This is a genomic window from Citrobacter sp. Cpo045, from assembly GCF_030332875.1.
GTDB classification, from domain to species: domain Bacteria; phylum Pseudomonadota; class Gammaproteobacteria; order Enterobacterales; family Enterobacteriaceae; genus Citrobacter; species Citrobacter portucalensis.
In genome coordinates, this window is the sequence record NZ_JAOWGZ010000095.1 from 63,017 (window position 1) to 89,802 (window position 26,786).

At 52.3% G+C, this 26,786-nt stretch carries 25 protein-coding genes and 1 tRNA gene; 8 read left to right on the forward strand and 18 right to left on the reverse strand.

Annotated elements, in window-relative coordinates; all coding sequences use genetic code 11:
• Positions 1-25 precede the first annotated feature (25 nt).
• The 5 genes from wzzE to trxA all read right to left on the reverse strand — a co-directional run bounded on the left by wzzE (position 26) and on the right by trxA (position 4,353).
• On the reverse strand, positions 26-1,072 hold the full coding sequence (wzzE, locus tag OGY13_RS11475) for an ECA polysaccharide chain length modulation protein (protein WP_003829003.1): 1,047 nt from the start codon (positions 1,070-1,072) through the stop codon (positions 26-28).
• A gap of 12 nt (positions 1,073-1,084) precedes the next feature.
• Positions 1,085-2,188, reverse strand: coding sequence for a UDP-N-acetylglucosamine--undecaprenyl-phosphate N-acetylglucosaminephosphotransferase (gene wecA / locus OGY13_RS11480; RefSeq protein WP_174770881.1), 1,104 nt, complete (start codon positions 2,186-2,188; stop codon positions 1,085-1,087).
• Between the two features lie 238 nt (positions 2,189-2,426).
• On the reverse strand, positions 2,427-3,686 hold the full coding sequence (gene rho, locus OGY13_RS11485) for a transcription termination factor Rho (protein ID WP_002437993.1): 1,260 nt from the start codon (positions 3,684-3,686) through the stop codon (positions 2,427-2,429).
• Positions 3,687-3,773: 87 nt separating this feature from the next.
• A complete protein-coding gene (locus tag OGY13_RS11490; protein WP_049259789.1) occupies positions 3,774-3,893 on the reverse strand; it encodes a rho operon leader peptide in 120 nt (39 codons plus the stop codon).
• Positions 3,894-4,023: 130 nt separating this feature from the next.
• Positions 4,024-4,353, reverse strand: a complete 330-nt coding sequence (gene trxA, locus OGY13_RS11495) for a thioredoxin TrxA (RefSeq protein ID WP_001280776.1) — start codon at positions 4,351-4,353, stop codon at positions 4,024-4,026.
• Between the two features lie 143 nt (positions 4,354-4,496).
• Between trxA and rhlB the strand changes: the two genes are divergently transcribed.
• Together rhlB and gppA are read left to right on the forward strand one after the other, a co-directional pair.
• Complete coding sequence (rhlB, locus tag OGY13_RS11500; protein WP_003829013.1) at positions 4,497-5,765, forward strand: ATP-dependent RNA helicase RhlB; 1,269 nt, start codon at positions 4,497-4,499, stop codon at positions 5,763-5,765.
• 136 nt (positions 5,766-5,901) lie between these two features.
• Complete coding sequence (gene gppA / locus OGY13_RS11505; RefSeq protein ID WP_213752699.1) at positions 5,902-7,383, forward strand: guanosine-5'-triphosphate,3'-diphosphate diphosphatase; 1,482 nt, start codon at positions 5,902-5,904, stop codon at positions 7,381-7,383.
• Positions 7,384-7,434: 51 nt separating this feature from the next.
• On the opposite strand, the gene rep is transcribed toward gppA, so the two are convergent.
• The 4 genes from rep to OGY13_RS11525 all read right to left on the reverse strand — a co-directional run bounded on the left by rep (position 7,435) and on the right by OGY13_RS11525 (position 11,768).
• Positions 7,435-9,456, reverse strand: a complete 2,022-nt coding sequence (gene rep / locus OGY13_RS11510) for a DNA helicase Rep (RefSeq protein ID WP_213752698.1) — start codon at positions 9,454-9,456, stop codon at positions 7,435-7,437.
• Between the two features lie 104 nt (positions 9,457-9,560).
• Complete coding sequence (pnuC, locus tag OGY13_RS11515) at positions 9,561-10,289, reverse strand: nicotinamide riboside transporter PnuC (protein WP_048237106.1); 729 nt, start codon at positions 10,287-10,289, stop codon at positions 9,561-9,563.
• Positions 10,289-11,038 (reverse strand): nucleoside phosphorylase, encoded by a 750-nt coding sequence (locus tag OGY13_RS11520; RefSeq protein ID WP_186805017.1) that lies wholly within the window; start codon positions 11,036-11,038, stop codon positions 10,289-10,291. The genes pnuC and OGY13_RS11520 overlap by 1 nt, the downstream gene beginning before the upstream one ends.
• Positions 11,039-11,063: 25 nt before the next feature.
• Positions 11,064-11,768: a Crp/Fnr family transcriptional regulator gene (locus tag OGY13_RS11525; RefSeq protein WP_191238982.1), complete on the reverse strand. Its 705-nt coding sequence runs from the start codon at positions 11,766-11,768 to the stop codon at positions 11,064-11,066.
• Between the two features lie 193 nt (positions 11,769-11,961).
• On the opposite strand from OGY13_RS11525, the gene ppiC (OGY13_RS11530) reads away from it, so the two are divergent.
• Both ppiC (OGY13_RS11530) and ppiC (OGY13_RS11535) read left to right on the forward strand, forming a co-directional pair.
• The gene (gene ppiC, locus OGY13_RS11530) at positions 11,962-12,243 is read left to right on the forward strand and encodes a peptidylprolyl isomerase PpiC (protein WP_038634595.1); all 282 of its coding nucleotides are present in this window, start codon (positions 11,962-11,964) and stop codon (positions 12,241-12,243) included.
• A gap of 49 nt (positions 12,244-12,292) precedes the next feature.
• A complete protein-coding gene (gene ppiC, locus OGY13_RS11535; RefSeq protein ID WP_003017999.1) occupies positions 12,293-12,574 on the forward strand; it encodes a peptidylprolyl isomerase PpiC in 282 nt (93 codons plus the stop codon).
• A gap of 100 nt (positions 12,575-12,674) precedes the next feature.
• On the opposite strand, the gene ilvC is transcribed toward ppiC (OGY13_RS11535), so the two are convergent.
• Positions 12,675-14,150 carry a ketol-acid reductoisomerase gene (ilvC, locus tag OGY13_RS11540; protein ID WP_003829020.1) on the reverse strand — a complete coding sequence of 492 codons (1,476 nt, stop codon included), beginning with the start codon at positions 14,148-14,150 and terminating at the stop codon, positions 12,675-12,677.
• A 164-nt stretch (positions 14,151-14,314) separates the two neighbouring features.
• On the opposite strand from ilvC, the gene ilvY reads away from it, so the two are divergent.
• The gene (ilvY, locus tag OGY13_RS11545; RefSeq protein WP_003829023.1) at positions 14,315-15,217 is read left to right on the forward strand and encodes an HTH-type transcriptional activator IlvY; all 903 of its coding nucleotides are present in this window, start codon (positions 14,315-14,317) and stop codon (positions 15,215-15,217) included.
• Positions 15,218-15,389: 172 nt separating this feature from the next.
• A complete protein-coding gene (gene fabV / locus OGY13_RS11550) occupies positions 15,390-16,583 on the forward strand; it encodes an enoyl-ACP reductase FabV (RefSeq protein WP_008787067.1) in 1,194 nt (397 codons plus the stop codon).
• A gap of 63 nt (positions 16,584-16,646) precedes the next feature.
• Here the strand turns inward: fabV and ilvA are convergent, their stop codons facing one another.
• The 6 genes from ilvA to ilvL form a co-directional block, all read right to left on the reverse strand.
• Positions 16,647-18,191, reverse strand: coding sequence for a threonine ammonia-lyase, biosynthetic (ilvA, locus tag OGY13_RS11555; RefSeq protein WP_003018007.1), 1,545 nt, complete (start codon positions 18,189-18,191; stop codon positions 16,647-16,649).
• A 5-nt stretch (positions 18,192-18,196) separates the two neighbouring features.
• Positions 18,197-20,047, reverse strand: coding sequence for a dihydroxy-acid dehydratase (gene ilvD, locus OGY13_RS11560; protein ID WP_213752697.1), 1,851 nt, complete (start codon positions 20,045-20,047; stop codon positions 18,197-18,199).
• Positions 20,048-20,205: 158 nt separating this feature from the next.
• Positions 20,206-21,135: a branched-chain amino acid transaminase gene (locus OGY13_RS11565; protein ID WP_003829030.1), complete on the reverse strand. Its 930-nt coding sequence runs from the start codon at positions 21,133-21,135 to the stop codon at positions 20,206-20,208.
• A 17-nt stretch (positions 21,136-21,152) separates the two neighbouring features.
• Positions 21,153-21,416, reverse strand: coding sequence for an acetolactate synthase 2 small subunit (ilvM, locus tag OGY13_RS11570; protein WP_003018017.1), 264 nt, complete (start codon positions 21,414-21,416; stop codon positions 21,153-21,155).
• Positions 21,413-23,059, reverse strand: a complete 1,647-nt coding sequence (gene ilvG / locus OGY13_RS11575) for an acetolactate synthase 2 catalytic subunit (protein WP_125363354.1) — start codon at positions 23,057-23,059, stop codon at positions 21,413-21,415. The genes ilvM and ilvG overlap by 4 nt, the downstream gene beginning before the upstream one ends.
• A 139-nt stretch (positions 23,060-23,198) precedes the next feature.
• The gene (gene ilvL, locus OGY13_RS11580; RefSeq protein WP_001311244.1) at positions 23,199-23,297 is read right to left on the reverse strand and encodes an ilv operon leader peptide; all 99 of its coding nucleotides are present in this window, start codon (positions 23,295-23,297) and stop codon (positions 23,199-23,201) included.
• Positions 23,298-23,649: 352 nt separating this feature from the next.
• Here ilvL and OGY13_RS11585 point away from each other — a divergent pair, with 352 nt between their 5' ends.
• Positions 23,650-25,170: a YifB family Mg chelatase-like AAA ATPase gene (locus OGY13_RS11585; protein ID WP_213752696.1), complete on the forward strand. Its 1,521-nt coding sequence runs from the start codon at positions 23,650-23,652 to the stop codon at positions 25,168-25,170.
• Between the two features lie 24 nt (positions 25,171-25,194).
• Here OGY13_RS11585 and maoP read toward each other — a convergent pair whose 3' ends face one another.
• Positions 25,195-25,533 carry a macrodomain Ori organization protein MaoP gene (gene maoP, locus OGY13_RS11590; RefSeq protein WP_003018025.1) on the reverse strand — a complete coding sequence of 113 codons (339 nt, stop codon included), beginning with the start codon at positions 25,531-25,533 and terminating at the stop codon, positions 25,195-25,197.
• 106 nt (positions 25,534-25,639) lie between these two features.
• On the opposite strand from maoP, the gene hdfR reads away from it, so the two are divergent.
• Positions 25,640-26,485 (forward strand): HTH-type transcriptional regulator HdfR, encoded by an 846-nt coding sequence (hdfR, locus tag OGY13_RS11595; RefSeq protein ID WP_008787063.1) that lies wholly within the window; start codon positions 25,640-25,642, stop codon positions 26,483-26,485.
• 100 nt (positions 26,486-26,585) lie between these two features.
• On the opposite strand, the gene OGY13_RS11600 is transcribed toward hdfR, so the two are convergent.
• A tRNA-Trp gene (locus tag OGY13_RS11600) sits at positions 26,586-26,661 on the reverse strand.
• Positions 26,662-26,786 lie beyond the last annotated feature (125 nt).

Here is a 26,786-nt window from a genome sequence, read left to right on the forward strand (position 1 = left end):
CCAGCCCCTCACTGCAACGATATTGCTAAATCGTGCGGCGACGGGTTAACGCGACACCAGCACCGATCAGAGCCCCAACGATGCCCCACATAATCATCAGGAAGGCACGACGAGGGCTGTCACGTTTTACCGGTTCCTCCGGCGTACGCAAATAACGATAGGTCTGAAAACGCGGATCCAGAGTTGGCCCAACGTTCAGTGTGTTAAGCATGGCTCGGTTTTGGAAGTAGTCCAGATCGAAATCGGGACCAACAGATTGCAGGTTTTCGAGTCGTGCCTGCAGCATAGGACGTCCAAGCAAAAACAGTTCAGAATCGGGTAGCTCTTCAGCCGGAACGTCAGTGGAAGTACGCGAAATATTATGCTGTTCAGCAATTTTGAGAGCCTGCTCAATGTTGTGAACTCGGCGAGAGAAAATCGATTTCGCCACTTCTTCCTGGCGTTTAACCTGCGCCTTCATCTGCACAGTGCGCGCAGCCCAGGCTCCCTTTAACTCGTCGTTCAGATGACGCGCCGCACGCTGACTGGCAAACGCGACGTACTGACGCAACAGATTGTTGGCATCAGGTGCCGTTTCGGCAATCAGCTTCACGCTGTCATTGGTATTACGAACCGCATCGCCGGGCATAAACTGAATGTTATTAATCAGTTCATCCAGCATCGCCGCATCGGCTTTACTGTTCCCCACCATACGTTGCTTGTAGTAATCAGTCTGCTGCCAGAATTCACGGCGCGTATCCCATGAGGCAAGCTGCATGATAAATTCTTTATAGGCCTCATCCATCACTGACGGCTGATCCGCAGATGCAAGACTAGCCTTGATGTCCAGGTTACGTAAGAACTGCTGCTGAGAGTAATAGCCGCCCAACATATTAACCGTTGGCCTGTCTGAAATCGCCGTCGCGCTCCACTCCTGACGAGCAAAAAACGTATAGGCGAGAGCGACTAACGCGAAGGCGAGAGCCATACCGACGATCCACACCTTCCCTGTCCACAAAGTACGAAACAACCCACGGATGTCCAGTTCATTTTCAGCGCTCATGGCATGTTCCCCCGGTAATGGTTGTGTCATCGTACCCTCAATTTATTTGGTTAAGTTTGGTTTACTGTCACGGTTTCTACGCAACTTGCGCTTCCAGCGTTTGATAAATCTCGCTACCTTCCAGGCACGTTTAATACAATAGTCGTACAAGACAAATGCCAGTAAAAAGAGCACCAGCATCACCCATTCCGGAACGACCTGGGAATATTCAGCCAGTACACCAATGGCAGCCAGGATCGCAGCAGCCAGCGTAATCAGGACAAAAGCCTGTCGGGAGGTAAACCCGGCACGCATGATTAAATGGTGAATATGTTGACGGTCCGGGGAGAAAGGGCTCATACCTTTACGTAAACGACGATACATGATCGCCACCATATCCATTAACGGAATGGCAATAATCCACAGTGCGGTGACCGGGCTAATAGGATGCGTTTTACCTTGAGTGGTCTCCAGCAGGATCCAGATGACCGTAAAGCCAATCAGCGTACTCCCCGCATCGCCCATAAAGACTTTATAGCGACGTCCGAGAATACCCAGGTTCAGCATGATGTAAGGGAGAATGGCGGCGATCATGGCAAAACACCAGATTGCCAGGCTTGTCTGGCCGTCAAACCACAGGATAAGCCCCATTGCGGCGAATGAGACGCTGGATAGCCCGCCTAACAGACCATCAATCCCATCCACCATGTTAAAGGCGTTAATTGCAGCCCAGACGGCAAAAAGGGTAAGGAAATAACCAAAAGGACCGAGCACCATCTCCCAGGGGCCAAAAATATACCCGAGACTCAGCAGATAGAGCTTACCAACCGCCATCATAATGATGCCGATGATAGCCTGGATGGTCGCGCGGATTTTTACACTGATATCAAAGCGGTCGTCCAACGCACCAATAAACACCAGTACACCGGCACAGGCCAGGTAGAGAGTCGCATGCGGGATATAATAATCGGCGATGAGAAACGTAAAGCAAATACCTGCGTATACTGAAATCCCTCCAACCAGCGGAATCAGTCCCTGATGACGTTTGCGGAAGTTGGGTTTATCCACCAATCCTATCTTTTTCGCAACCTTGCGGGCAAAGAAAAGAAACAGCGTTGTGAATAAAAAAATACTGATGAGATCAGTACTTGCTGTCAGTAAATTCACTATACATGCTCTCAAAGAATATCAATATATGAAGTATAACCATCCAGGCGATTATTCAGAAGAGAAACCCGATTCCATATCAGGTGGTTCTGTATGATTATTAACCACAAAATACGAATTACAACCCTTCATCGCCAGGCGGTATGTCATACCGGATTATTATTATTGTGTCGTTAAGATTACATCCACAAAAGCAAAACGCCACGTAAAAACGTGGCGTTTTCAGATGATGCCCGAATCAGGAACGCTTCATCATATCGAAGAAGTCGTCGTTGGTCTTGGTCATCGCCAGTTTGTTAATGAGGAATTCCATTGCGTCGATTTCACCCATCGGATGGATGATTTTGCGCAGGATCCACATTTTCTGCAGCTCTTCCTGGGTAGTGAGCAGCTCTTCTTTACGGGTACCGGAACGGTTGTAGTCGATAGCCGGGAAGACGCGTTTTTCAGCAATCTTACGAGAGAGATGCAGTTCCATGTTGCCGGTACCTTTAAACTCTTCGTAGATAACTTCATCCATTTTAGAGCCGGTATCAATCAGCGCAGTCGCGATGATGGTCAGGCTACCGCCCTCTTCCACGTTACGTGCAGCACCAAAGAAACGCTTCGGACGATGCAGGGCGTTGGCGTCCACACCACCGGTCAGTACTTTACCGGAAGCCGGAACCACGGTGTTATATGCACGCGCCAGACGGGTGATGGAGTCAAGCAGGATGATAACGTCTTTCTTGTGTTCAACCAGACGTTTCGCCTTCTCGATAACCATTTCCGCAACCTGAACGTGGCGGGAGGCAGGTTCGTCAAAGGTAGAGGCAACCACTTCACCTTTCACCAGACGCTGCATCTCGGTAACTTCTTCCGGACGTTCGTCAATCAGCAGCACCATCAGCACGCAGTCAGGATGATTGTATGCAATGCTCTGCGCGATGTTCTGCAGCAGCATGGTTTTACCCGCTTTCGGCGGAGCAACAATCAGACCACGTTGGCCACGACCGATCGGCGATGCCAGATCCAGTACACGCGCCGTTAAGTCTTCAGTAGAACCGTTACCACGTTCCATACGCAGACGAGAGTTTGCGTGCAGCGGCGTTAAGTTCTCAAAGAGGATTTTGTTACGGGCGTTTTCTGGTTTGTCGTAGTTAACTTCGTTAACTTTCAACAGCGCAAAGTAGCGTTCACCTTCTTTCGGCGGGCGAATCTTACCAGAAATGGTATCACCAGTGCGGAGGTTGAAACGGCGGATTTGGCTGGGAGAAACGTAGATGTCATCAGGACCGGCGAGGTAGGAGCTGTCTGCAGAGCGGAGGAAACCAAATCCATCCTGCAATATCTCCAGCACACCGTCACCAAAGATATCTTCGCCACTCTTTGCGTGCTGCTTCAGGATGGCAAAAATAATGTCCTGCTTGCGCATACGAGCCAGGTTTTCAAGGCCCATATTTTCGCCGAGAGTGATCAGCTCAGAAACCGGCGTATTCTTTAATTCGGTAAGATTCATAATGGTGTGAGTTCTTAAACTTGGGGTAAATCTCGAACTTAATGTTGTGAATGGTATGGCAGGGTCATCCATGCCTGTTTACGGCCATCAACTCATGTCTGTTCGCTGTCTGGTCACAGGAAAGTACGCAGAACTGAAACGACAAGACGGATTGAGTGACAAGCCAGGAATCTGTCCACTTCTCGCGCGAGAAACAACGGGAAGTATTGGATATAACTAGATTCAAACTTAATAAGGTATGTTTAATACGAAGTCAACACTAACTTAGCACGACTCAAGTCGGGCGTCCAGTCATCCGAATCATTTCGAAGTAGGGTCGCCCGATCATGAGACTTCCTTACGCTAAATTAGCGTCGAGGAATTCTTTCAACTGACCTTTGGACAGCGCGCCGACTTTCGTCGCCGCAACTTCGCCGTTTTTAAACAGCAGCAGGGTCGGGATGCCACGGATACCATACTTCGGCGCGGTGCCTGGGTTTTGGTCAATGTTCAGTTTAGCAACCGTCAGTTTGCCCTGATATTCGTCAGCGATTTCATCCAGAATCGGAGCGATCATTTTGCACGGACCGCACCACTCTGCCCAGAAATCAACGAGGATTGCTCCGTCCGCTTTGAGTACATCCGTGTCAAAACTGTCGTCAGTCAGGTGAATAATTTTATCGCTCATAATAACTCCACAGGAATAAGCCTGGTGCATTGGTGTAGCATTAATCAACGACGTGTTGATGTAGCATTAACCAACTAAAGGTTGACTTTATTTCACCGGATACGCTTTCGTAAAGCAATAGTAAGCTGATATTCTACCACACTATGAGCAAAACACATTTAACAGAACAGAAGTTTTCCGACTTCGCCCTGCACCCAAAGGTGATAGAAGCCCTTGAAAATAAAGGCTTTCATAACTGTACGCCCATTCAGGCCCTCGCGCTGCCGCTAACGCTGGCTGGTCGTGATGTTGCCGGGCAGGCGCAAACCGGTACCGGAAAAACGATGGCGTTCCTGACGTCAACGTTTCATTATCTTCTCTCTCATCCCGCGATTGCCGATCGCAAGGTGAACCAACCGCGTGCGTTAATTATGGCGCCAACGCGTGAGTTAGCCGTGCAGATCCACGCCGATGCCGAGCCGCTGGCACAGACCACTGGTCTGAAATTAGGCCTGGCGTATGGCGGCGACGGTTACGATAAACAGCTGAAAGTGCTGGAAAGCGGCGTCGATATTCTTATCGGCACGACCGGTCGTCTCATCGACTATGCAAAACAGAACCACATTAATCTGGGCGCGATTCAGGTCGTGGTGCTGGATGAAGCCGATCGTATGTACGATCTGGGCTTTATTAAAGATATCCGTTGGCTGTTCCGTCGTATGCCGCCAACCACCCAACGTCTGAACATGCTGTTTTCTGCAACCCTCTCTTACCGCGTTCGCGAACTGGCGTTCGAACAGATGAATAACGCTGAGTACGTTGAAGTCGAACCGGAACAGAAAACTGGCCACCGCATTAAAGAAGAGCTCTTCTACCCTTCCAACGAAGAGAAAATGCGTTTGCTGCAAACGCTGATTGAAGAAGAGTGGCCAGATCGCGCCATTGTTTTTGCTAACACCAAGCATCGTTGTGAAGATATCTGGGGCAGCCTTGCTGCGGACGGTCATCGCGTCGGTCTGCTGACCGGTGACGTAGCACAGAAAAAACGTCTGCGTATTCTTGATGAGTTCACCCGTGGCGATCTCGACATTCTCGTTGCGACGGATGTCGCTGCGCGTGGCCTGCATATCCCAGCAGTAACGCACGTATTTAACTATGACCTGCCGGATGACTGTGAAGATTACGTTCACCGAATCGGTCGTACCGGACGTGCTGGCGCAAGCGGTCACTCTATCAGCCTGGCCTGTGAAGAGTACGCGCTGAATTTACCTGCAATCGAGACCTATATCGGCCACTCGATTCCGGTCAGCAAATATAACCCGGATGCGCTGATGACCGATCTGCCGAAGCCGTTGCGCTTAACGCGCCCGCGTACAGGCAATGGCCCACGCCGTACCGGTGGTGCTCCGCGTAATCGTCGTCGTTCAGGTTAAGAAAAGTTATGCCATACACAAAATCATTCAGCCTGTATCAAGGCGGCAAGAAAACGAATCCCGATGAGCTTACTTTAGTAAGTGATTCGGGTGAGAGAACGCAGCCAACACAGATACAGGTTGAAGGATGAAGTGTATGAATTCTACTTCGCTGTATGCGGCAATCGATCTCGGCTCGAATAGTTTTCATATGCTGGTTGTACGCGAGGTGGCAGGAAGCATCCAGACGCTCACGCGTATCAAACGCAAAGTGCGTCTGGCCGCTGGACTCAACGGTGACAACGAGCTCTCTGTTGAAGCGATGGAGCGCGGCTGGCAATGTTTGCGCCTGTTTGCTGAACGTCTGCAGGATATTCCGCATCCACAAATCCGGGTGGTCGCCACGGCAACATTACGCATCGCCGTAAATGCCGATGTGTTTATTGCCAAAGCGCAAGAGATCCTTGGCTGCCCTGTCCAGGTGATTAGCGGTGAAGAAGAAGCGCGACTGATTTATCAAGGTGTGGCCCACACAACCGGTGGTGCCGATCAGCGTCTGGTTGTGGATATTGGTGGCGCCAGCACTGAATTAGTCACCGGATCCGGCGCACAAACCACCTCTCTGTTCAGCCTGTCGATGGGCTGCGTCACCTGGCTCGAACGCTATTTTACCGATCGTAATCTGGCACAGGAAAACTTTGACGAGGCAGAGAAGGCCGCACGTGAAGTTCTGCGCCCGGTCGCCGACAAACTGCGTTTTCATGGCTGGAAAGTTTGCGTTGGTGCCTCTGGTACCGTCCAGGCGTTGCAGGAAATCATGATGGCGCAGGGTATGGATGAGCGCATTACGTTGGCCAAACTGCAGCAGCTTAAGCAGCGCGCCATTCACTGCGGTCGTCTGGAAGAGCTGGAAATCGAAGGGTTAACGCTGGAACGTGCGCTGGTTTTCCCCAGCGGGCTGGCCATTCTGATTGCTATTTTCACCGAACTGAACATTCAATGCATGACCCTGGCCGGCGGCGCATTACGTGAAGGTCTGGTCTACGGCATGCTGCATCTGGCGGTGGATCAGGATATTCGTAGCCGCACATTACGCAATATCCAGCGTCGCTTTATGGTCGATACAGAGCAAGCACATCGCGTTGCCAATTTAGCGACTAAATTTCTCGATCAGGTAGAAAAAAAGTGGCATCTTGAACCGATTAGCCGCGAACTACTGATTAGTGCCTCTCAGCTGCATGAAATTGGCCTGAGCGTTGATTTTAAACAGGCACCACAGCATGCCGCTTATCTGGTGCGCAATCTCGATCTCCCGGGTTTTACCCCTGCGCAAAAGAAACTGCTAGCAACGCTGTTACTCAACCAGACCAACCCCGTCGATCTCTCTTCGCTCCACCAGCAAAACGCAGTGCCACCGCGCATCGCGGAGCATCTTTGCCGTTTGCTACGTTTGGCGATCATCTTCGCCAGCCGTCGCCGTGACGATCTTGTGCCGGAAATTCAAATGGATGCAAGAAACGAGCACCTGACGGTCACGCTACCAGAAGGCTGGCTGGAACATCATCCGCTGGGTAAAGAGTTAATCGATCAGGAAAGTCAGTGGCAAAGCTATGTCCACTGGCCGCTGGACGTTCATTAGATGTTGGTTGCCGGATAGCGCGCGTTTACACGTATCCGGCCTACAAAATACCTACTTCGCTTTGGCTTTCGCCATCATTGCCCGAATATTAGCAATGCTGGCCTGCCCTTTTTGCATCCGCTCCTCAGCGCTCACCACTTTACGCTCTTGTTCCCAGATAACGTCATCCTGTGGCAGCTCCAGCAGGAAACGACTCGGTTCCGGACGCACCAGCTCACCATACTGACGACGCTCTTTGCATAGAGTGAAGATGAGTTCTTTCTGTGCACGCGTAATCCCTACGTAAGCCAGACGACGTTCTTCGTCGATATTGTCTTCATCGATACTGCTCTGGTGCGGCAAAAATCCTTCTTCCATTCCCACCATAAACACGTAAGGGAACTCCAGCCCTTTTGAGGCATGCAGCGTCATCAACTGCACCTGATCCAGCTCTTCTTCACTCTCTCCACGCTCCATCATGTCGCGCAGGGTAAAGCGGGTAACGACCTGGGTCAGGGTCATCGGCTCTTCCAGCTCACTGCCTTCCAGCATCTCCGTCATCCAGCTGAACAACGTATTGACGTTTTTCATACGCATTTCAGCCGCTTTCGGGCTCGGCGAGGTTTCATACAGCCAGGATTCGTAATCAATACCGTGGATCAGATCGCGCACAGCGGCAACCGGTTCGCGCTCCGCCAGGCGCTGAATTTCACCCAGCCAGTGCGTAAAGCGGGTCAGAGAGTCATACCCGCGCCCGGTCAGTGTCTGGCTAAGCCCCATATCAAAGCTGGCGGTAAACAGGCTTTTATTACGCGTCATCGCCCATTCACCCAACTTTTGCAGCGTGGCCGGACCGATTTCACGCTTTGGCGTGTTTACGATGCGCAAAAATGCGCTGTCGTCATCCGGGTTGCTCAGCACGCGCAGGTAGGCCAGCAGATCTTTAATCTCCGGACGCGAGAAGAACGATGTTCCGCCGGAAATTTTGTACGGGATACGGTTCTGCATCAGAAACTTTTCGAACACGCGCGACTGATGATTACCGCGATAAAGGATGGCGTAGTCTTTATATTGCGTCTTGTTCACAAAGTGATGGGCAATTAATTCCCCGGTCACACGTTCGGCTTCGTGCTCTTCATTATTGGCACTTAGTACCTTCAGCTCAGCACCGTAACCCAACTCGGAAAAGAGCCGCTTTTCAAAGACGTGTGGATTGTTCGCAATGAGGATGTTCGCCGCTTTCAGGATGCGACCTGATGAACGGTAGTTTTGCTCCAGCTTCACCACCTGTAAAGCCGGAAAATCTTTGCTTAACAGTACCAGGTTCTGCGGACGGGCGCCGCGCCAGGAGTAGATCGACTGATCGTCATCGCCCACGACGGTAAAGCGCGCACGTTTCCCTACCAGCAACTTCACCAGCTCGTACTGGCTGGTGTTGGTATCCTGATATTCATCCACCAGCAGGTAGCGGATTCTGTTTTGCCAGCGCTCACGCACTTCTTCATTGCGCTGTAGCAGCAGAGTGGGCAGCAGGATAAGATCGTCAAAATCGAGGACGTTACACGCCTTCATATGCGCGTCATACAGACCATAGCAGTGGGCAAAAATACGATCGCGCTCGCCCTTTGCGCTGGCTGCCGCCTGCGCTGGCGTCATCAGATCGTTTTTCCAGTTGGAGATCATCGAGATCAGCTGCTGAAGAATAAGCTTATCGTCTTCAATTAGCCCTTCGGTCAGTTCCTTAAGCAGGGCCACCTGGTCGGTATCATCAAACAGCGAGAAGTTCGACTTCATCCCCAGCGCCGCATATTCGCGCTTAATGACATCCAGTCCCAGTGTGTGGAAAGTGGAGATCATCAACCCGCGTGCTTCTTTACGCCCCAGCGTTTGCGCCACGCGCTCTTTCATCTCGCGCGCAGCCTTATTGGTAAAGGTCACTGCCGCAATATGTCGTGCCTGATAGCCACATTCACGGATCAGATGGGCTATTTTGTTGGTGATAACACGCGTCTTGCCGGAACCCGCTCCCGCCAGCACCAGGCAAGGTCCGGTGACGAATTCGACGGCTTGTTGTTGTCCGGGGTTCAAACGCATAAGGGATTGCTCAATCTGTAAACACGGGGGAGGTGGATTGTAGCAGAAAGAGGGAGAAAAAGAGTATCTGGCTACCCCTGTGAGTAGCCAGAAAATCGGGTCAATCAGGAAACCGTCGCGGCAAGCGGTGTGTAACCGTTGCGCTGTGCGCTCTTGATCCAGCTGTAGGATCCCATCACCGCGATTGCCGTCAGCAGGACATATTCGAGCGACATGGCGTAGACGCCCTGTACCGCGTAAATAACCACACTAATCACGTCGATGAGCACCCACAGCAGCCAGTTTTCGACATATTTACGCGTCATCAGAATCATGGCCGCAATCGACAACACCAGCATGGTGGAATCCCAGAACGGGAAGGCATCGGGCTGAAGGTCAGGCATCGCGACCGGTATACCTATCATTTGTAGCAGTGCAATCATAATGCGGGTAAGCGCTGCAAACACCGGATCGATAAACAGCGTCATCAAAACTATCGCCACCGCGCAAACGCCGCCCAGTACCAGGGTTTGCTGACGGGAAAGCCAACGTACTTTGAGCGCTGCTTCCTGCGCCTCATTTTGCCGGCTCCACGCATACCAACCGTAAATGTTAGCGGCGAAGAAAAACACCTGTAGCAACAAGCTGGCATAGAGCTGAATCTGGAAAAAGATTGCTGCAAACAGCGTGACGTTAATCAGGCCAAACAGGTAATTGATGATTTTTTCCCGGCTGGCACACCAGATACATAACAGACCAAATACGGTACCAATGGCTTCAATCCAAGATAGTGCATAGCCGCCTTCGCCGAGAGGAATGTTGACCATTACATTGTTAATGCTAAAAAAGTCCATCACTGACCTCCTTGCTGACTATCGGAATGAATGGCGCGTAGCGCCAGGGTAATTTGCCGTTCTTCGCCCTGTTGGCACAACGTTTCCTGCTGGACATAATCATTGATACTGCTATCCAGACAACCGTTGTGGGCAACCACCACATTGAGTAATGACGCCGTACGTAACCCGCGCAGCGCACCGATGGTCATCAAAGCGGCACTTTCCATATCCGCGCCCAGAACGCCGAGCGCCGACCACTGCGCATCCAGTTCCGCTTCCCGGTCGGTATAAAAACTGTCGTGACTGCGCACCAGACCGCAGATGGCGGGGATATTCATCTGTCGCGCCTGCGTCATCAGTTCCCAGGTTAACTGCGGGTCGGCGCAGGCCGGATAGCCAGCGGGCGCATAGGTACGGCTGGTCCCGTCATCCATGACCGCGGCATGGGCGATAATCACGTCGCCGAGCGCAAGATTATCCTGCAATGCCCCGCAGCTGCCGATACGAATCAGGGTCTTTACACCGATTTGACGCAGTTCTTCAATGGCAATAGCCGTAGACGGTCCACCGATTCCGGTAGAGAGCACTAAAATCTCGATCCCCTGATACCAACCTCGCGCGGCGCGAAACTCACGGTTTTGACCAAGCGATTCTGGGTTATCAAGAAAATTGGCGATGCGATCGACCCGCAGCGGGTCTCCCGGCAGCAGCGCATAGCGTGCGCCGATCATCTCCTTGCTTAACTGGATATGGGGTTGCAGCGACATTCTCCCGCCTCCTTCACTCTTGCGGTTATCCGATATCAGCCTCCCGCTTTAATTTTTCAGGGGCTGACAACACAATACTTTCACCATCGGTATCAATAATCTGTAGCGCTTTCAGGTCATGTAAAATACGGTTAATACTGCGTGTCGTCGCCGCCAGTTCCTGACTGAGGTTTAGCTTATCCAGCAAAATTTCATTCGTTCCATCTTGTTGATAACGCAGCCATAACGCCTGGCACACTCGCTGATACAGCGAGTAAAGATTGTCGCTGCTGGCCTTTTTCGACAGCTGGTAATATTGCTGACTAAAGAAGCGCAGCATCCGCTGGTTAAAATGGTTATCTAACGCCAGCCAGCGGCTGAAGTATTCCTGCGATAAGCTCAGAAGCTGCACATGTCCTACCGCCACTACCGAACAGATGTAATGGCGCGACTCAAAAATCTCGAGTTCGCCCAGCATATCGCCTTTCCGGTAGCGGGCTTGACGATAACGACGTCCATCTTCAGCCTCATAGAAAACATCGACTTCACCGGCAATAATCAGCGAAAAACGCTGACATATTTCCCCCTGCCGACAGATAAAGGCACCGCGTTGGATCTCTTCAAAACGCCAGCGCTGCATGATGTCCAGAGGGCAATATTTCAATAATTCATAGAGCTGTGGATCGCGAACAATATCACCCAGCCCGGTAAGCCATCCGACTGAAAATTCAGTTTTTTTCATTGTATCCATGATATCTCGCTCCATGGCTGTAGGGACAGGACGGAGGTCCCCGGCAAAAGGGAATGCGGCAGAGAAAATGTCGCTCATCTCCCGTTTCCATACATCAGGCGAGACATCTGTCCCGCGATGGCGAAGAGTATATGTCCACGACTAAGACGGGTGATAAAGTAATGGGACATCTTTGAGACATGAGAACAAAATAATGGCTAAGAGCGCGGCAGCCCTACATATCCTGGTAAAAGAAGAGAAATTAGCTCTGGAGATCCTGAGCAAGCTGGATCGCGGTATTAGCTTCGATCATTTGGCAAAACGCTATTCTCGCTGCCCCTCTGGGCGCAACGGAGGCGATCTGGGCGAGTTCAAACAGGGGATGATGGTGGGGCCATTTGATGCCGCTGTGTTTAGCTGCCCACTGCTTAAACCTTACGGGCCTGTAAAAACCAAATTTGGCTACCACATCATCAAAGTGCTGTATCGACGGTAAGCCATGCTAAAATCGCGAGCCTTACAGACCCCCTTTTGAAGGCACGATCATGGCAAAAACAGCAGCAGCAGTGCATATCCTTGTTAAAGAAGAGAAACTGGCACTGGATCTTCTGGAACAGATTAAAAACGGCGCCGACTTCGGCAAACTGGCGAAGAAACACTCCATCTGCCCATCAGGCAAACGCGGCGGTGATTTAGGCGAATTCCGTCAGGGCCAGATGGTTCCGGCGTTCGATAAAGTGGTTTTTTCCTGCCCTGTGCTGGAGCCAACCGGCCCGCTGCACACTCAGTTCGGTTACCACATCATTAAAGTGCTGTACCGTAACTAATAGAAAGCCCGGTGTTTAAACACCGGGCTTTTTTTGCCGGATAGCGCTTCGCTTATCCGGCCTACGAAGCGCTGTTGATATGCCATTCCTCTATGAGGAATTATCCTGCGACCGCAATGCGCTTCATATCGGTCATGTAGCCACGCAGTTTCTGGCCCACTTTCTCGATAGCATGGCCGCGAATCGCATCGTTCACGTCACGCAGTTGCGCGTTGTCTACCGCGCCTTCAGCAATCGCTTTGCCCAGGTCGCCGGTCTGCAGGGTGGTCATGAACTCTTTCAGCAGCGGTACGCAAGCGTAAGAGAACAGGTAGTTGCCGTATTCTGCGGTATCAGAGATAACCACGTTCATTTCGTACAGACGCTTACGGGCAATAGTGTTGGCGATCAGCGGCAGTTCGTGCAGTGATTCGTAGTAAGCAGATTCTTCGATGATGCCGGAATCCACCATGGTTTCGAACGCCAGCTCAACGCCCGCTTTCACCATCGCAATCATCAGAACGCCTTTATCAAAGTATTCCTGCTCGCCGATTTTACCGTCGAACTGGGCAGCGGTTTCGAACGCGGTTTTGCCGGTCTCTTCACGCCAGGTCAGCAGTTTCTTATCGTCGTTGGCCCAGTCAGCCATCATGCCGGAAGAGAATTCACCGGAGATGATGTCGTCCATGTGTTTCTGGAACAGCGGCGCCATGATCTCTTTCAGCTGTTCGGACAGCGCGTAAGCACGCAGTTTCGCCGGGTTAGACAGACGGTCCATCATCAGAGTGATGCCGCCCTGCTTCAGCGCTTCGGTGATGGTTTCCCAGCCGAACTGAATCAGTTTTTCAGCATATGCCGGGTCAGTACCCTCTTCCACCAGCTTATCGAAGCACAGCAGAGAACCGGCCTGCAGCATACCGCACAGGATAGTCTGCTCACCCATCAGGTCAGATTTCACTTCCGCAACGAAGGAGGACTCCAGCACACCCGCACGGTGACCTCCAGTAGCCGCAGCCCAAGCTTTAGCGATCGCCATGCCTTCGCCTTTCGGATCGTTTTCCGGGTGAACGGCGATCAGGGTCGGTACGCCGAAACCACGTTTGTACTCTTCACGCACTTCTGTACCCGGACATTTCGGTGCCACCATCACAACAGTGATGTCTTTACGGATCTGCTCGCCAACTTCCACGATGTTGAAGCCGTGGGAGTAACCCAGCGCTGCACCGTCTTTCATCAGCGGCTGTACAGAACGCACAACGTCGGAGTGCTGCTTGTCCGGAGTCAGGTTAACCACCAGATCAGCCTGCGGGATCAGCTCTTCGTAGGTACCCACTTTGAAGCCGTTTTCGGTCGCTTTACGCCAGGAAGCACGCTTCTCAGCAATGGCTTCTTTACGCAGTGCGTAGGAGATATCCAGACCGGAGTCACGCATGTTCAGGCCCTGGTTCAGACCCTGGGCGCCACAGCCGACGATGACCACTTTTTTACCCTGAAGGTAGCTCGCACCATCGGCGAATTCGTCGCGACCCATAAAGCGACATTTACCCAGCTGTGCCAGCTGCTGGCGCAGGTTCAGTGTATTAAAGTAGTTAGCCATGATGGTGTACTCCGTGATGTTGTGTTGTGGTGCTTATTATTCGGTTCGCAGATTTGTATTTGCGAGATTGAATCCACATTACAACAGGAAATTTATTGCGGAAATTGATATATTCACAACGTCACATTGCAATTTATGCAACGTAGAAAATCGGAGGCTCGTCTGTGGATTTACGCGATCTGAAAATGTTCCTGCATTTGGCTGAAAGTCGTCACTTTGGCCGCAGCGCGCGGGCAATGCACGTCAGCCCATCCACGCTTTCCCGGCAGATTCAGCGCCTCGAAGAAGACCTCGGCCAGCCGCTGTTTGTGCGCGATAACCGTACGGTTACGCTGACCGAAGCAGGTGAAGAGCTGCGCGTGTTTGCCCAACAGACGCTGTTGCAGTACCAGCAGTTACGCCACACCTTAGATCAACAAGGGCCGTCGCTGTCGGGCGAACTGCATATCTTCTGTTCGGTAACTGCCGCCTACAGCCATCTGCCGCCAATCCTTGACCGTTTCCGCGCCGAGCATCCGTCAGTGGAAATTAAGCTCACCACCGGCGACGCCGCCGATGCGATGGATAAAGTGGTCACTGGTGAAGCCGATCTGGCAATTGCCGGTAAGCCCGAAACGCTGCCTGGCGCGGTGGCGTTCTCGATGCTGGAGAATCTGACGGTTGTGTTGATCGCTCCGGCGTTGCCCTGCCCGGTGCGTAATCAGGTATCGGTCGATAAGCCGGACTGGTCGACGGTGCCGTTTATCATGGCCGATCAGGGTCCGGTACGCCGCCGTATCGAGCTGTGGTTCCGCCGTCACAAAATCAGCAACCCATCAATTTACGCCACGGTGGGTGGCCACGAAGCGATGGTCTCAATGGTGGCGCTGGGCTGCGGCGTAGCTCTGCTGCCGGAAGTGGTGCTAGAAAACAGCCCGGAGCCGGTGCGTAATCGCGTGATGATTTTAGAGCGCAGTGACGAAAAAACACCGTTCGAGCTTGGCGTCTGCGCGCCGAAAAAGCGACTGCATGAACCGCTGATCGACGCGTTTTGGAAGATTGTTCTGGAACGTAAATCCGCAGAGTAGCGCCAGCGTCAGGTCTAAAATCAGTGGTAGATTCAGTATTGGCGCTCCTTTTCTGTATAATGTCGTGATCCATTGTAGTGGGGGGCTTGTTAACCATCGCGTTAAGCAGGCCAGAACAGACGGTGTCATTGCGCACTTGACAGCGAAAATACAAACTTAATTAGCCATCATTATGATAATCAAACCAAAAATTCGTGGATTCATCTGTACAACGACCCATCCGACTGGCTGCAAAGTCAACGTGGAAAAGCAGATCGAGTATGTTAAGCAGAACGGGAAAATCGAGAACGGCCCGTCTCGAGTGCTGGTGATCGGTGCTTCCACCGGTTACGGTCTGGCTTCCAGAATTTCCGCCGCCTTTGGCAGCGGTGCCGCCACTATCGGCGTATTTTTCGAAAAACCGGGCACGGATACCAAACCAGGTTCCGCAGGCTGGTATAACTCTGCAGCTTTCGACGAAGCGGCCAAGCGTGAAGGTCTGTACTCCAAAAGCATCAACGGCGATGCGTTCTCTGACGAATGCCGTGATGAAGTGATCAAACTGATCAAAGAAGACCTGGGTCAGATTGACCTGGTGGTTTACTCACTGGCTTCCCCAGTGCGTAAAATGCCGAAAACCGGTGAAATCGTCCGTTCAGCGCTGAAGCCAATCGGTGAGGTTTACACCTCTAAAGCGATCGATACCAACAAAGATCAGATCATCACCGCCAGCATTGAGCCGGCAACCGAAGAAGAAGTTCAGAACACCGTCACCGTCATGGGCGGCGAAGACTGGGAACTGTGGATGGGCGCGCTGAGCGAAGCGGGCGTGCTGGCTGATGGCGTGAAAACCGTAGCCTACTCCTACATCGGTACCGACCTGACCTGGCCAATCTACTGGCACGGCGCGCTGGGCAAAGCGAAAGAAGACCTCGATCGCGCGGCGGGAGAACTGCGTAACCAGCTGGCACCGCTGAACGGTTCCGCTAACGTTGCCGTACTGAAGTCCGTTATCACCCAGGCATCTTCTGCGATTCCGGTAATGCCACTGTACATCTCCATGGTCTTCAAGCTGATGAAAGCGCAGGGGATTCACGAAGGTTGTATTGAGCAGATCAACCGTCTGATGACCACCAGCCTGTACGGCGATAAAGTGGCGCTTGATGACAACCAGCGTATCCGTATGGATGACTGGGAACTGCGTGACGACATTCAGCAGGCATGTCGCGATCTGTGGCCGCTGATCACTACCGAAAACCTGGCGCAAGAAACTGACTATGCAGGATACAAGCAGGAATTCCTGAACCTGTTCGGTTTTGCCCTCGACGGTGTGGATTACGATGCTGACGTGAATACCGAAGTCGAATTCGACGTTATCACGCTGTAATCTGCTGATACAGTAGCAAAAAGGGTTCATGTTTTTACATGAACCCTTTTTTAATGGCTGTCGTTAACCCGCCAGGAAGAACCTGAACGCCGGGTTATGTGTTTCATCATGACAGTCATAACCCAGTTCATTCAGCCGCGTTTCGAAATCAGGCTCGTGTTCACCCAACTCAAACGCCGCCAGCACACGACCATAATCAGTGCCGTGACTGCGATAGTGGAACAATGAAATATTCCAGTGCGTCCCCAGGGTATGCAGGAATTTGAGCAACGCCCCCGGCGACTCCGGAAATTCGAAGCTATAAAGACGTTCCTGTAAGGGTTTCGACGGACGTCCACCGACCATATAGCGCACGTGTAGCTTCGCCATCTCGTCATCAGACAGATCCACCACGCTATAGCCGCCCTCATTGAGCAGTTGCAGGATTTCCTTACGCTCTTCCAGCCCACGACTCAGACGTACGCCGACAAAAATGCAGGCGTCTTTCGCATCAGCAAAGCGGTAGTTAAACTCGGTCACCGAGCGCCCGCCCAGCAGTTGGCAAAACTTCAGGAAGCTGCCCTTTTCTTCCGGGATGGTCACGGCCAGCAAGGCTTCGCGCTGTTCCCCCAGCTCGCAACGTTCGGAAACGTAGCGCAGGCCGTGGAAGTTAACGTTAGCGCCGGAAAGAACATGCGCCAGGCGCTCGCCGCGAATATTATGCTGGGCGATGTATTTTTTCATCCCCGCCAGCGCCAGTGCCCCGGAAGGTTCCGCCACCGCACGTACATCCTCGAACAGGTCTTTCATTGCCGCGCAAATAGCATCGCTATCCACGGTAATAATATCGTCGAGATATTCCTGGCACAGACGGAAGGTTTCATCACCAATACGTTTCACCGCCACGCCTTCGGCAAAGAGACCCACTCGCGGCAGATCCACCGGATGACCGGCATCCAGCGCCGCTTTCAGACAGGCCGAATCTTCCGCTTCCACGGCAATCACTTTGATTTGCGGCATCAGCTGTTTAATTAGCACTGCCACGCCTGCCGCTAATCCGCCACCACCAACTGGCACAAATACGCGATCGAGATGCGCATCCTGCTGGAGCAGCTCCAGCGCCAGCGTGCCCTGCCCGGCAATCACCATCGGATGATCGAACGGCGGCACCCAGGTAAAACCCTGCTGCTGCGACAATTCAATCGCTTTGGCTTTGGCTTCATCAAAGTTCGCGCCGTGCAGCAGCACTTCTCCGCCGAAGCCGCGAACGGCGTCGACTTTGATATCGGCGGTAGCCGTTGGCATGACAATCAGCGCCTTCACGCCTAATCGCGCAGAAGAGAAAGCGACGCCCTGAGCATGATTACCAGCCGATGCGGTAATGACGCCATGCGCTTTTTGCTCTTCGGTCAAGCCCGCCATCATGGCATAGGCACCGCGTAGCTTGAAGCTGTGAACAGGTTGACGGTCTTCGCGCTTCACCAGAATGACATTGTCGAGGCGCGAAGAGAGTTTTTCCATTTTCTGTAGCGGCGTTACCTGTGCCGCTTCGTATACCGGCGCACGCAATACCGCTCTGAGATACTCGGCACCCTCAGGAGCGCCGGATAGAGGTTGTGAATCCGCCATGGTCATTATCCCCCGAGCTTCGACTTATCGCGCACCGCACCTTTGTCGGCACTGGTTGCCAGGCTGGCGTAGGCGCGCAGTGCAAAGGAGACCTGACGCTGACGATCTTTTGGCGTCCAGGCTTTGTCACCGCGAGCTTCCTGCGCTTCACGGCGCGCAGCGATTTCCGCATCACTCAGTTGAAGTTGAATACCACGATTCGGGATATCGATGGCAATCATGTCACCATCTTCGATAATCGCGATATTACCGCCGCTGGCCGCTTCCGGAGAAACGTGACCAATGGAAAGCCCCGAAGTACCGCCGGAGAAACGACCGTCGGTAATCAGCGCGCAAGCCTTACCGAGGCCCATCGATTTCAGGAAAGTGGTTGGGTAGAGCATTTCCTGCATGCCTGGCCCGCCTTTCGGCCCTTCGTAGCGAATGACAACCACGTCGCCAGCCACCACTTTACCGCCGAGGATGGCTTCAACCGCATCGTCCTGGCTTTCATACACTTTTGCCGGGCCGGTGAATTTCAGGATGCTGTCATCCACGCCTGCGGTTTTTACAATACAGCCGTTTTCCGCGAAGTTACCGTACAGAACTGCCAGACCACCGTCTTTGCTGTAAGCATGCTCCAGCGAGCGAATGCAGCCTTCCGCGCGGTCGTCATCCAGCGTATCCCAACGGCAGTCCTGTGAGAACGCCTGGGTAGTACGAATGCCGGCCGGGCCAGCACGGAACATTTTTTTCACCGCGTCGTCTTTGGTCAACATCACGTCATACCGATCGAGCGTTTGCGGCAGAGTCATCCCCAGCACGTTTTTCACGTCGCGGTTCAGCAGTCCAGCACGATCCAGTTCGCCTAAAATACCCAGTACGCCGCCTGCGCGGTGCACATCTTCCATATGGTATTTCTGCGTGCTCGGTGCCACTTTACACAGTTGCGGGACTTTGCGGGACAGCTTGTCGATATCACTCATGGTGAAGTCGATTTCCGCTTCCTGCGCGGCTGCCAGCAGGTGCAGAACGGTATTGGTGGAGCCGCCCATGGCGATATCCAGCGTCATGGCGTTCTCAAACGCTGCCTTGCTGGCAATGTTGCGCGGCAGGGCGGAGGCATCATCCTGCTCGTAATAGCGTTTGGTCAGCTCGACGATGCGCTTACCTGCGTTGAGGAACAGTTCTTTACGGTCGGCGTGAGTCGCCAGCAGTGAACCGTTACCCGGCTGCGACAGGCCCAGCGCTTCAGTCAGGCAGTTCATCGAGTTAGCGGTGAACATACCGGAACAGGAGCCGCAGGTCGGACAGGCGGAACGTTCAACCTGCTCGCTTTGTGAGTCGGAAACTTTCGGGTCAGCGCCCTGAATCATCGCATCAACCAGGTCGAGCTTGATGATTTGGTCAGAGAGCTTGGTTTTCCCGGCTTCCATCGGACCGCCGGAAACAAAGATCACCGGAATATTCAGGCGCAAAGAGGCCATTAACATCCCGGGGGTGATTTTGTCGCAGTTGGAGATGCAGACCATCGCATCGGCGCAGTGGGCGTTAACCATGTACTCAACGGAGTCAGCGATCAGCTCACGCGACGGCAGTGAATACAGCATGCCGCCATGACCCATGGCGATACCATCATCCACAGCAATGGTGTTGAACTCTTTCGCCACGCCGCCTGAGGCTTCGATTTGTTCGGCAACCAGCTTACCGAGATCGCGCAGGTGGACGTGACCCGGCACAAACTGGGTAAAGGAGTTCACCACAGCGATAATCGGTTTACCGAAGTCATCATCGGTCATCCCGGTGGCGCGCCACAATGCGCGGGCACCCGCCATATTGCGGCCGTGGGTGGTGGTAGCAGAACGATACTTAGGCATGCTTGATTAACTCCCGTCTGTCTTTCCCCTGCATACTTCACGCCGCAGGTGCGTTGGCCGCCTCGCTCACCCCAGTCACTTACTACAGTAAGCTCCTGGGACTTGCTGCGTTGCCGTCTTCCTGCAACGTGAATTATTTAGGGGAAATATTAATTTTGTTATTGGTTTACTGAATCCAACCAGCCGTATTTATCTTCCGTTTCACCGGTGAAGAGGCCAAAGAAGGCCTGCTGGATGCGTTTGGTGACCGGACCGCAGCGGCCTTCGCCCACCTGGATACCATCGACACTGCGTACTGGGGTGATTTCAGCCGCGGTACCGGACATGAACACTTCGTCAGCCAGGTACAGTGATTCACGGGACAACACCTGCTCACGTACTTCGATATCGAGATCTTTCGCCAGCTTAATGATCGCGTCACGGGTAATACCCGGCAGTGCAGAAGAGGTAAACGGCGGGGTAAACAGAATGCCGTCTTTTACTTCAAACAGGTTTTCGCCCGCACCTTCGGAGATGTAACCATTCACATCCAGCGCAATGCCTTCCTGATAGCCATGACGACGCGCTTCGCTACCCACCAGCAGCGAAGACAGATAGTTACCGCCCGCTTTAGCAGCAGTAGGGATGGTGTTCGGCGCCACGCGGTTCCAGGAAGAAACCATCGCGTCGATCCCCTGCTCCAGCGCTTCTGCACCAAGGTAAGCACCCCACGGGAACGCGGCGATGATCACATCAGTGGTGTATCCCGCTGGCGGGTTAACGCCCATCCCCACGTCGCCAACAAACACCAGCGGACGGATATAGGCGCTGGTCAGATTGTTTTTACGAATCACCTCGCGGCAAGCTTCCATCAGCTCATCAACGCTCTGAGAAACCGGAAAACGATAGATCTTGGCTGAATCACGCAGACGCTGCATATGTTCGCGATGACGGAACACCACCGGCCCTTTGTGAGAATCGTAGCAACGGATGCCTTCAAATACAGAAGTACCGTAGTGCAGCGCGTGGGACATCACGTGAACCTTCGCGTCTTCCCAACGAATCATCTCGCCATTAGACCAAATGTAATCAGCTTTTTTCGTCGTCATTTTTCTTCCTTTTGCGCTCAGGCGCGGATTTGTTGTGATGTGGTTGTGCTCTGGCAGATAGCAACATGTGCAACGTCTACCAGTTTACTTAACTGACTAAACAGTAAGTCGACCGACCGGGGGCTGGCAACGGTCAATTCGATATTTATATTTTGCGCATCGCTGGCGGCTTCCATATTCATGGAGCACACCTGAAAACCACGATGGCGTACCACGCGTAAAACACGTTCTAACGTTTCCGGATTGAAACGAGCCTCAACGGCGACCTGATGTTGCATCATGATAATTTCTCCAGCATTTCTGAGTTACTGGCACCTGGCGGTACCAGAGGCCAGACATTCTCAAGTTCGTCGATTGAGACATGAAGCAGGTATGGCCCCTCGCTGTTCAGCATGGTGTCGAGTGCCGCTTCAACCTGGTCTTTACGGGTGATGTGTTGACCTGGTATGCCGAAGGCGCTGGCCAACATGAGGAAATCGGGGTTATCGGTAAGGGTGGTTTCGCTATAACGTTCCTGGAAAAACAGCTGCTGCCATTGTCGCACCATGCCTAACCGCTGGTTGTCGAGTAAGACTATTTTCAGCGGCAACTGCTTGCGTTTTACGGTGCCCAGTTCCTGTACATTCATCATGAAGGAACCGTCACCGGAGATACAGATTACCGTATCGTTCGGGCGAGCAACCTGCGCACCAACCGCTGCTGGCAGGCCAAAGCCCATCGTACCCAGGCCGCTTGAGGTGATGAAATTTTCCGGGCGGGTGTAGGTCATATGCTGCGCCGACCACATCTGATGCTGACCAACATCCGTTGTCACTACGCTGTCTGCGGGTTTGCGATCGGACAACTGCTTCAACAACAGTGGCGCGTAGATAGCCTCACCGGGATGATCATAGCGCCAGGTATGCTCTGTGCGCAGTTCAGCGCTATGCTGACGCCATGCGTCAATCTTCAGAGATTGCTGCAATGCCGGCAGCAGAGAATTTAAATCACCCTGCAGGGCGACGTGCGCCTGGCGCAGCTTGTTCATTTCCGCAGGGTCGATATCCATGTGGATCACGCTGGCGTTCGGCGCGAAGGTATTCAGCTTGCCGGTCACCCGGTCATCAAAACGCGCGCCCACGGCAATCAGTAAATCACATTCTTGCACCGCGAAATTTGCCGCTTTAGTGCCATGCATTCCCAACATACCCAAATAGTATGGGTAGTCAGCTTCTACTGCGCCCAGACCTTTCAGCGTGCAGGCGACCGGCATTTGGGTTACCGCGATAAATTCACGCAGGGCCGGGACCGCCTGCGCCATACCAACGCCGCCACCGACGTACAGGATCGGTTTTTGCGCCTGCGCCAGCATTTTACGCGCCTGCTCAACGTCAGCGTGCGGGAAAACCTCTACGCTTTCGACGGTCGTAAAATACGGCTCCAGCGTACCGCTTGCCAGCTGGATATCTTTCGGGATATCAACCAAAACCGGACCCGGACGACCGGAGTTCGCCACAGCGAAAGCCTCTGCCATGATGCGCGGCAGCTCTTCCAGTGACTGCACCAGGAAACTGTGTTTGGTGCAGGACAAAGACATACCCAGAACGTCCACTTCCTGGAACGCATCCGTTCCGATGAAAGGTGAGGCCACCTGACCGGTGATCGCCACCACAGGAACAGAATCTAACAGCGCATCGGCGAGTCCGGTGATCAGGTTGGTAGCGCCAGGACCTGAAGTGGCGATACACACGCCGGTTTTACCGGTCGCACGGGCATAGCCAATTGCCGCCATTGCCGCACCCTGCTCGTGTCGGCACAACAGGTGTTCTACGCCGCCGTCATACAACGCATCGTAAACCGGCATAATTGCGCCACCAGGATAACCAAAGACGGTTTGAACCCCTTGTGCACGCAACGCATGTACCACCCACTGTGCCCCATTCATAGTTACATCCCCGCCGTAAATCTTGAGAAACAGAATTTTATGCTACCGTCCACTTTCTGCTCCTCATGTATGTTTTTAAGGTCAAAAAAAACCCCCGGACCTTTCGGTGCGGGGGTCTTAGTTCGTTAAGGCTTGTTTTCTAAGCCTTTCCTCGTCCAAGTGCAGCCCCGCACGGTGGGATAATAATCACCACCACGCTAATCACGACCAGGCTAATCACTCGTAGAAGGGCTGTCATTTTTGTATTTTCTTGCATCTTGTTCGAAGGAATACCTAAAGAGTTACCATAGAATTTGCAAATGACACAAGATATTTTTTTATTCGTTTTTCTGACGCCGTTAACGGTTTAGATAAATATCGTTGTTTTTTATACAAAAAATCAAAAGTGAAAATATTTCACTTTTCAGGTGATTCTCGGCAACCCGTTCCCTACTAAAAACGTTATTCAAAAGCGTTTGCGAGCGCTATTCCAGGCTTTATGCAAGCAGTATTGAGCTACATAAAAACACAGGAATAAGCCTCTAAAAACCGTAATTATGTGAAATCTTGCCGCGATGTATTGCGACATAATGCTTTCATCAGGAGGGCTTATGTCACTATCGATTGTTCACACACGCGCTGCGCTGGGCGTGAATGCGCCAGCCATTACCATCGAGGTACATATCAGCAATGGTTTGCCTGGTTTAACCATGGTGGGATTACCCGAAACAACGGTAAAAGAGGCTCGCGATCGAGTTCGCAGTGCGATTATTAATAGCGGTTATGAATTCCCGGCGAAGAAGATAACCATAAACCTCGCTCCAGCCGATCTCCCGAAAGAAGGGGGACGATATGATTTACCTATCGCAGTTGCGCTTCTGGCAGCGTCTGAGCAGCTTACAACCCATATCCTCGATACATATGAGCTGGTAGGCGAATTAGCGCTTACAGGCGCGTTACGCGGCGTTCCCGGTGCGATATCAAGTGCAACTGAAGCTATTCGCGCAGGCAGGAGAATTATTGTCGCAAAAGAGAATGCAGCTGAAGTGGGACTGATACACGGTGAAGGGTGCCTGATAGCCGATCATCTACAGGCCGTATGCGCATTTCTCGAAGGTAAGCATGATTTAGACAGACCATCATCGGCAGATTTTACCCCCTGCGCATTAGCAGATGATCTGAGCGATGTTATCGGCCAGGAACAGGGTAAACGCGGGCTGGAGCTTACCGCAGCTGGCGGTCATAACCTCTTACTCATCGGGCCGCCGGGAACGGGTAAGACCATGCTGGCCAGTCGCCTGAGAGGATTGCTTCCGCCACTGAGCAATGATGAAGCACTGGAAAGCGCCGCGATTCTAAGTCTGGTCAATTCCGACACGCTACAAAAACAGTGGAAACAACGCCCTTTTCGTTCGCCGCATCACAGTGCTTCATTAACTGCCATGGTCGGTGGCGGCTCTATTCCTGCGCCAGGCGAGATATCTCTGGCGCATAACGGCATACTGTTTCTGGATGAACTTCCCGAGTTTGAGCGGCGCACGCTGGATGCACTGCGAGAGCCCATTGAGTCCGGGCAGATTCATTTATCCCGCACTCGGGCAAAAATAACTTACCCCGCGCGTTTTCAGCTTATTGCTGCCATGAATCCCAGCCCAACAGGACATTATCAGGGGAACCATAACCGCTGTACCCCAGAGCAGACACTACGCTACCTCAATCGATTATCAGGCCCATTTCTTGACCGCTTCGATCTCTCCCTCGAAATCCCCTTACCGCCGCCCGGCATACTCAGCCAGAGCCAGGTAAAAGGGGAAGATAGCGCAACGGTGAAGCAACGCGTTACAGCAGCACGAGAGCGTCAGTATCGGCGGCAGAATAAGTTAAATGCGCAACTGGACAGTCAGGATATCCATAAATACTGTCCACTGCGTAGCGACGATGCGCAGTGGCTTGAAGAAACGCTCGCGCATCTCGGATTATCCATCCGCGCTTGGTTACGCCTGATAAAGGTCGCTCGAACGATCGCGGATATAGAACAATCTGACCATATCTCTCGCCAGCACTTACAGGAGGCTGTTGGGTATCGGGCGATAGACAGATTACTCATTCATTTGCAGAAACTACTGGCATAAAAAAAGGGCTTTCGCCCTTTTTTATTAATCATCAGATTCGGTGTAGTCTTCCGCACCTTCCACCTGAGGTTTCCCACCAGACAGCGTGTGGAAGCGTTTTGGACGCTTAATGCGCGTCATGTATTTGGACCACACACGTTCAGCTTCGGTAACCGGTTCGCGCTCACCACGGCATACCGCAACAAACAGTTTTTCTTCTTCCGTTACCGGCTCACGCTTGCCCAGATCCAGCTCGTTGAAAGCATAACCGTGACGCTCAAGCAGTTGTGCTTCTTTAATGGTGAAATCACCATGACGGGAGAATCCGCGGGGATAATATTTATTATCGAAATATCGATTAGTCGTCGTAAAGCTTTCCGCCATCCTGCACGCTCCTAATTCTTTGGCCGAGCTATTTATGGCGCGGAGTATTAGTTACGCTTGACAGAGCGTCAAACAAAAGATTTAAATCATAACGACAAATAATTTTATGGAGCGAGTTGTGGATACGGAATTGTTAAAAACTTTCCTGGAAGTTAGCCGGACACGCCACTTTGGCAGGGCTGCTGAAGCGCTCTATCTGACCCAATCAGCGGTTAGTTTTCGGATCAGACAACTGGAAAATCAATTGGGTGTAAACCTGTTCACCCGACACAGAAACAATATCCGCTTAACCGCTGCAGGTGAAAAATTATTACCTTACGCTGAAACGCTGATGAATACGTGGCAAGCAGCACGTAAGGAGGTTGCGAATACCTCGCGGCATAACGAGTTTTCTATTGGTGCCAGCGCATCCCTCTGGGAATGCATGCTTAATGGCTGGCTGGGGCGTTTATACCAATCCCAGGAGCCACAATCCAGCCTGCAATTTGAAGCGAGGATCGCGCAGCGACAGTCGTTAGTAAAACAGCTTCATGAGCGACAGCTTGATCTATTGATTACTACCGAAACGCCCAAAATGGACGAATTTAGCAGCCAACTGTTGGGATATTTCACGCTGGCGCTCTATTGCAGTTCTCCTTCACAAACCAAAGATGAACTGAATTATCTGCGTCTGGAATGGGGACCTGACTTTCAGCAACACGAGGCTGGATTGATTGCGGGAGATGAAGTGCCGGTACTTACCACCAGTTCGGCAGAATTAGCCAGGCAGCAACTTTCAGTCCTCAAAGGTTTTAGCTGGCTACCGGTCAGCTGGGCTAAAGGTAAAAGCGATCTCCATACGGTTACCGACAGTACAACGCTTTCACGCCCGTTATATGCAGTTTGGCTGCAAAATAGCGATAAACATGCGCTGATTTGCGATCTGCTGAGAACGAATATTCTGGAAGATTAAGGAAAACGCTGGCAAGGATGCCGGGAGTAAAATAGAAAGAAGGAAAAACTCAAATTACAGGTAAAAAAAAATCCTTAGCAATAATGCTAAGGATTGTTTCTGGCAGGGGCGGAGAGACTCGAACTCGCGACACCCGGTTTTGGAGACCGGTGCTCTACCAACTGAGCTACGCCCCTAAATCTTCTTATCATTAAGCCTGCTTAGTAGCAGGCTTAATTTTCTAATAAGTGGCGGAACGGACGGGACTCGAACCCGCGACCCCCTGCGTGACAGGCAGGTATTCTAACCAACTGAACTACCG

Excerpts from the sequence above, each read along its gene's own strand:
- wzzE (WP_003829003.1), bottom strand. The coding sequence starts at position 1,072 with ATGACACAACCATTACCGGGGGAACATGCCATGAGCGCTGAAAATGAA.
- rho (WP_002437993.1), bottom strand. The coding sequence starts at position 3,686 with ATGAATCTTACCGAATTAAAGAATACGCCGGTTTCTGAGCTGATCACT.
- trxA (WP_001280776.1), bottom strand. The coding sequence starts at position 4,353 with ATGAGCGATAAAATTATTCACCTGACTGACGACAGTTTTGACACGGAT.
- rhlB (WP_003829013.1), top strand. The coding sequence starts at position 4,497 with ATGAGCAAAACACATTTAACAGAACAGAAGTTTTCCGACTTCGCCCTG.
- gppA (WP_213752699.1), top strand. The coding sequence starts at position 5,902 with ATGAATTCTACTTCGCTGTATGCGGCAATCGATCTCGGCTCGAATAGT.
- rep (WP_213752698.1), bottom strand. The coding sequence starts at position 9,456 with ATGCGTTTGAACCCCGGACAACAACAAGCCGTCGAATTCGTCACCGGA.
- pnuC (WP_048237106.1), bottom strand. The coding sequence starts at position 10,289 with ATGGACTTTTTTAGCATTAACAATGTAATGGTCAACATTCCTCTCGGC.
- OGY13_RS11520 (WP_186805017.1), bottom strand. The coding sequence starts at position 11,038 with ATGTCGCTGCAACCCCATATCCAGTTAAGCAAGGAGATGATCGGCGCA.
- OGY13_RS11525 (WP_191238982.1), bottom strand. The coding sequence starts at position 11,768 with ATGGATACAATGAAAAAAACTGAATTTTCAGTCGGATGGCTTACCGGG.
- ppiC (WP_038634595.1), top strand. The coding sequence starts at position 11,962 with ATGGCTAAGAGCGCGGCAGCCCTACATATCCTGGTAAAAGAAGAGAAA.
- ppiC (WP_003017999.1), top strand. The coding sequence starts at position 12,293 with ATGGCAAAAACAGCAGCAGCAGTGCATATCCTTGTTAAAGAAGAGAAA.
- ilvC (WP_003829020.1), bottom strand. The coding sequence starts at position 14,150 with ATGGCTAACTACTTTAATACACTGAACCTGCGCCAGCAGCTGGCACAG.
- fabV (WP_008787067.1), top strand. The coding sequence starts at position 15,390 with ATGATAATCAAACCAAAAATTCGTGGATTCATCTGTACAACGACCCAT.
- ilvA (WP_003018007.1), bottom strand. The coding sequence starts at position 18,191 with ATGGCGGATTCACAACCTCTATCCGGCGCTCCTGAGGGTGCCGAGTAT.
- ilvD (WP_213752697.1), bottom strand. The coding sequence starts at position 20,047 with ATGCCTAAGTATCGTTCTGCTACCACCACCCACGGCCGCAATATGGCG.
- OGY13_RS11565 (WP_003829030.1), bottom strand. The coding sequence starts at position 21,135 with ATGACGACGAAAAAAGCTGATTACATTTGGTCTAATGGCGAGATGATT.
- ilvM (WP_003018017.1), bottom strand. The coding sequence starts at position 21,416 with ATGATGCAACATCAGGTCGCCGTTGAGGCTCGTTTCAATCCGGAAACG.
- ilvG (WP_125363354.1), bottom strand. The coding sequence starts at position 23,059 with ATGAATGGGGCACAGTGGGTGGTACATGCGTTGCGTGCACAAGGGGTT.
- ilvL (WP_001311244.1), bottom strand. The coding sequence starts at position 23,297 with ATGACAGCCCTTCTACGAGTGATTAGCCTGGTCGTGATTAGCGTGGTG.
- OGY13_RS11585 (WP_213752696.1), top strand. The coding sequence starts at position 23,650 with ATGTCACTATCGATTGTTCACACACGCGCTGCGCTGGGCGTGAATGCG.
- maoP (WP_003018025.1), bottom strand. The coding sequence starts at position 25,533 with ATGGCGGAAAGCTTTACGACGACTAATCGATATTTCGATAATAAATAT.
- hdfR (WP_008787063.1), top strand. The coding sequence starts at position 25,640 with ATGGAGCGAGTTGTGGATACGGAATTGTTAAAAACTTTCCTGGAAGTT.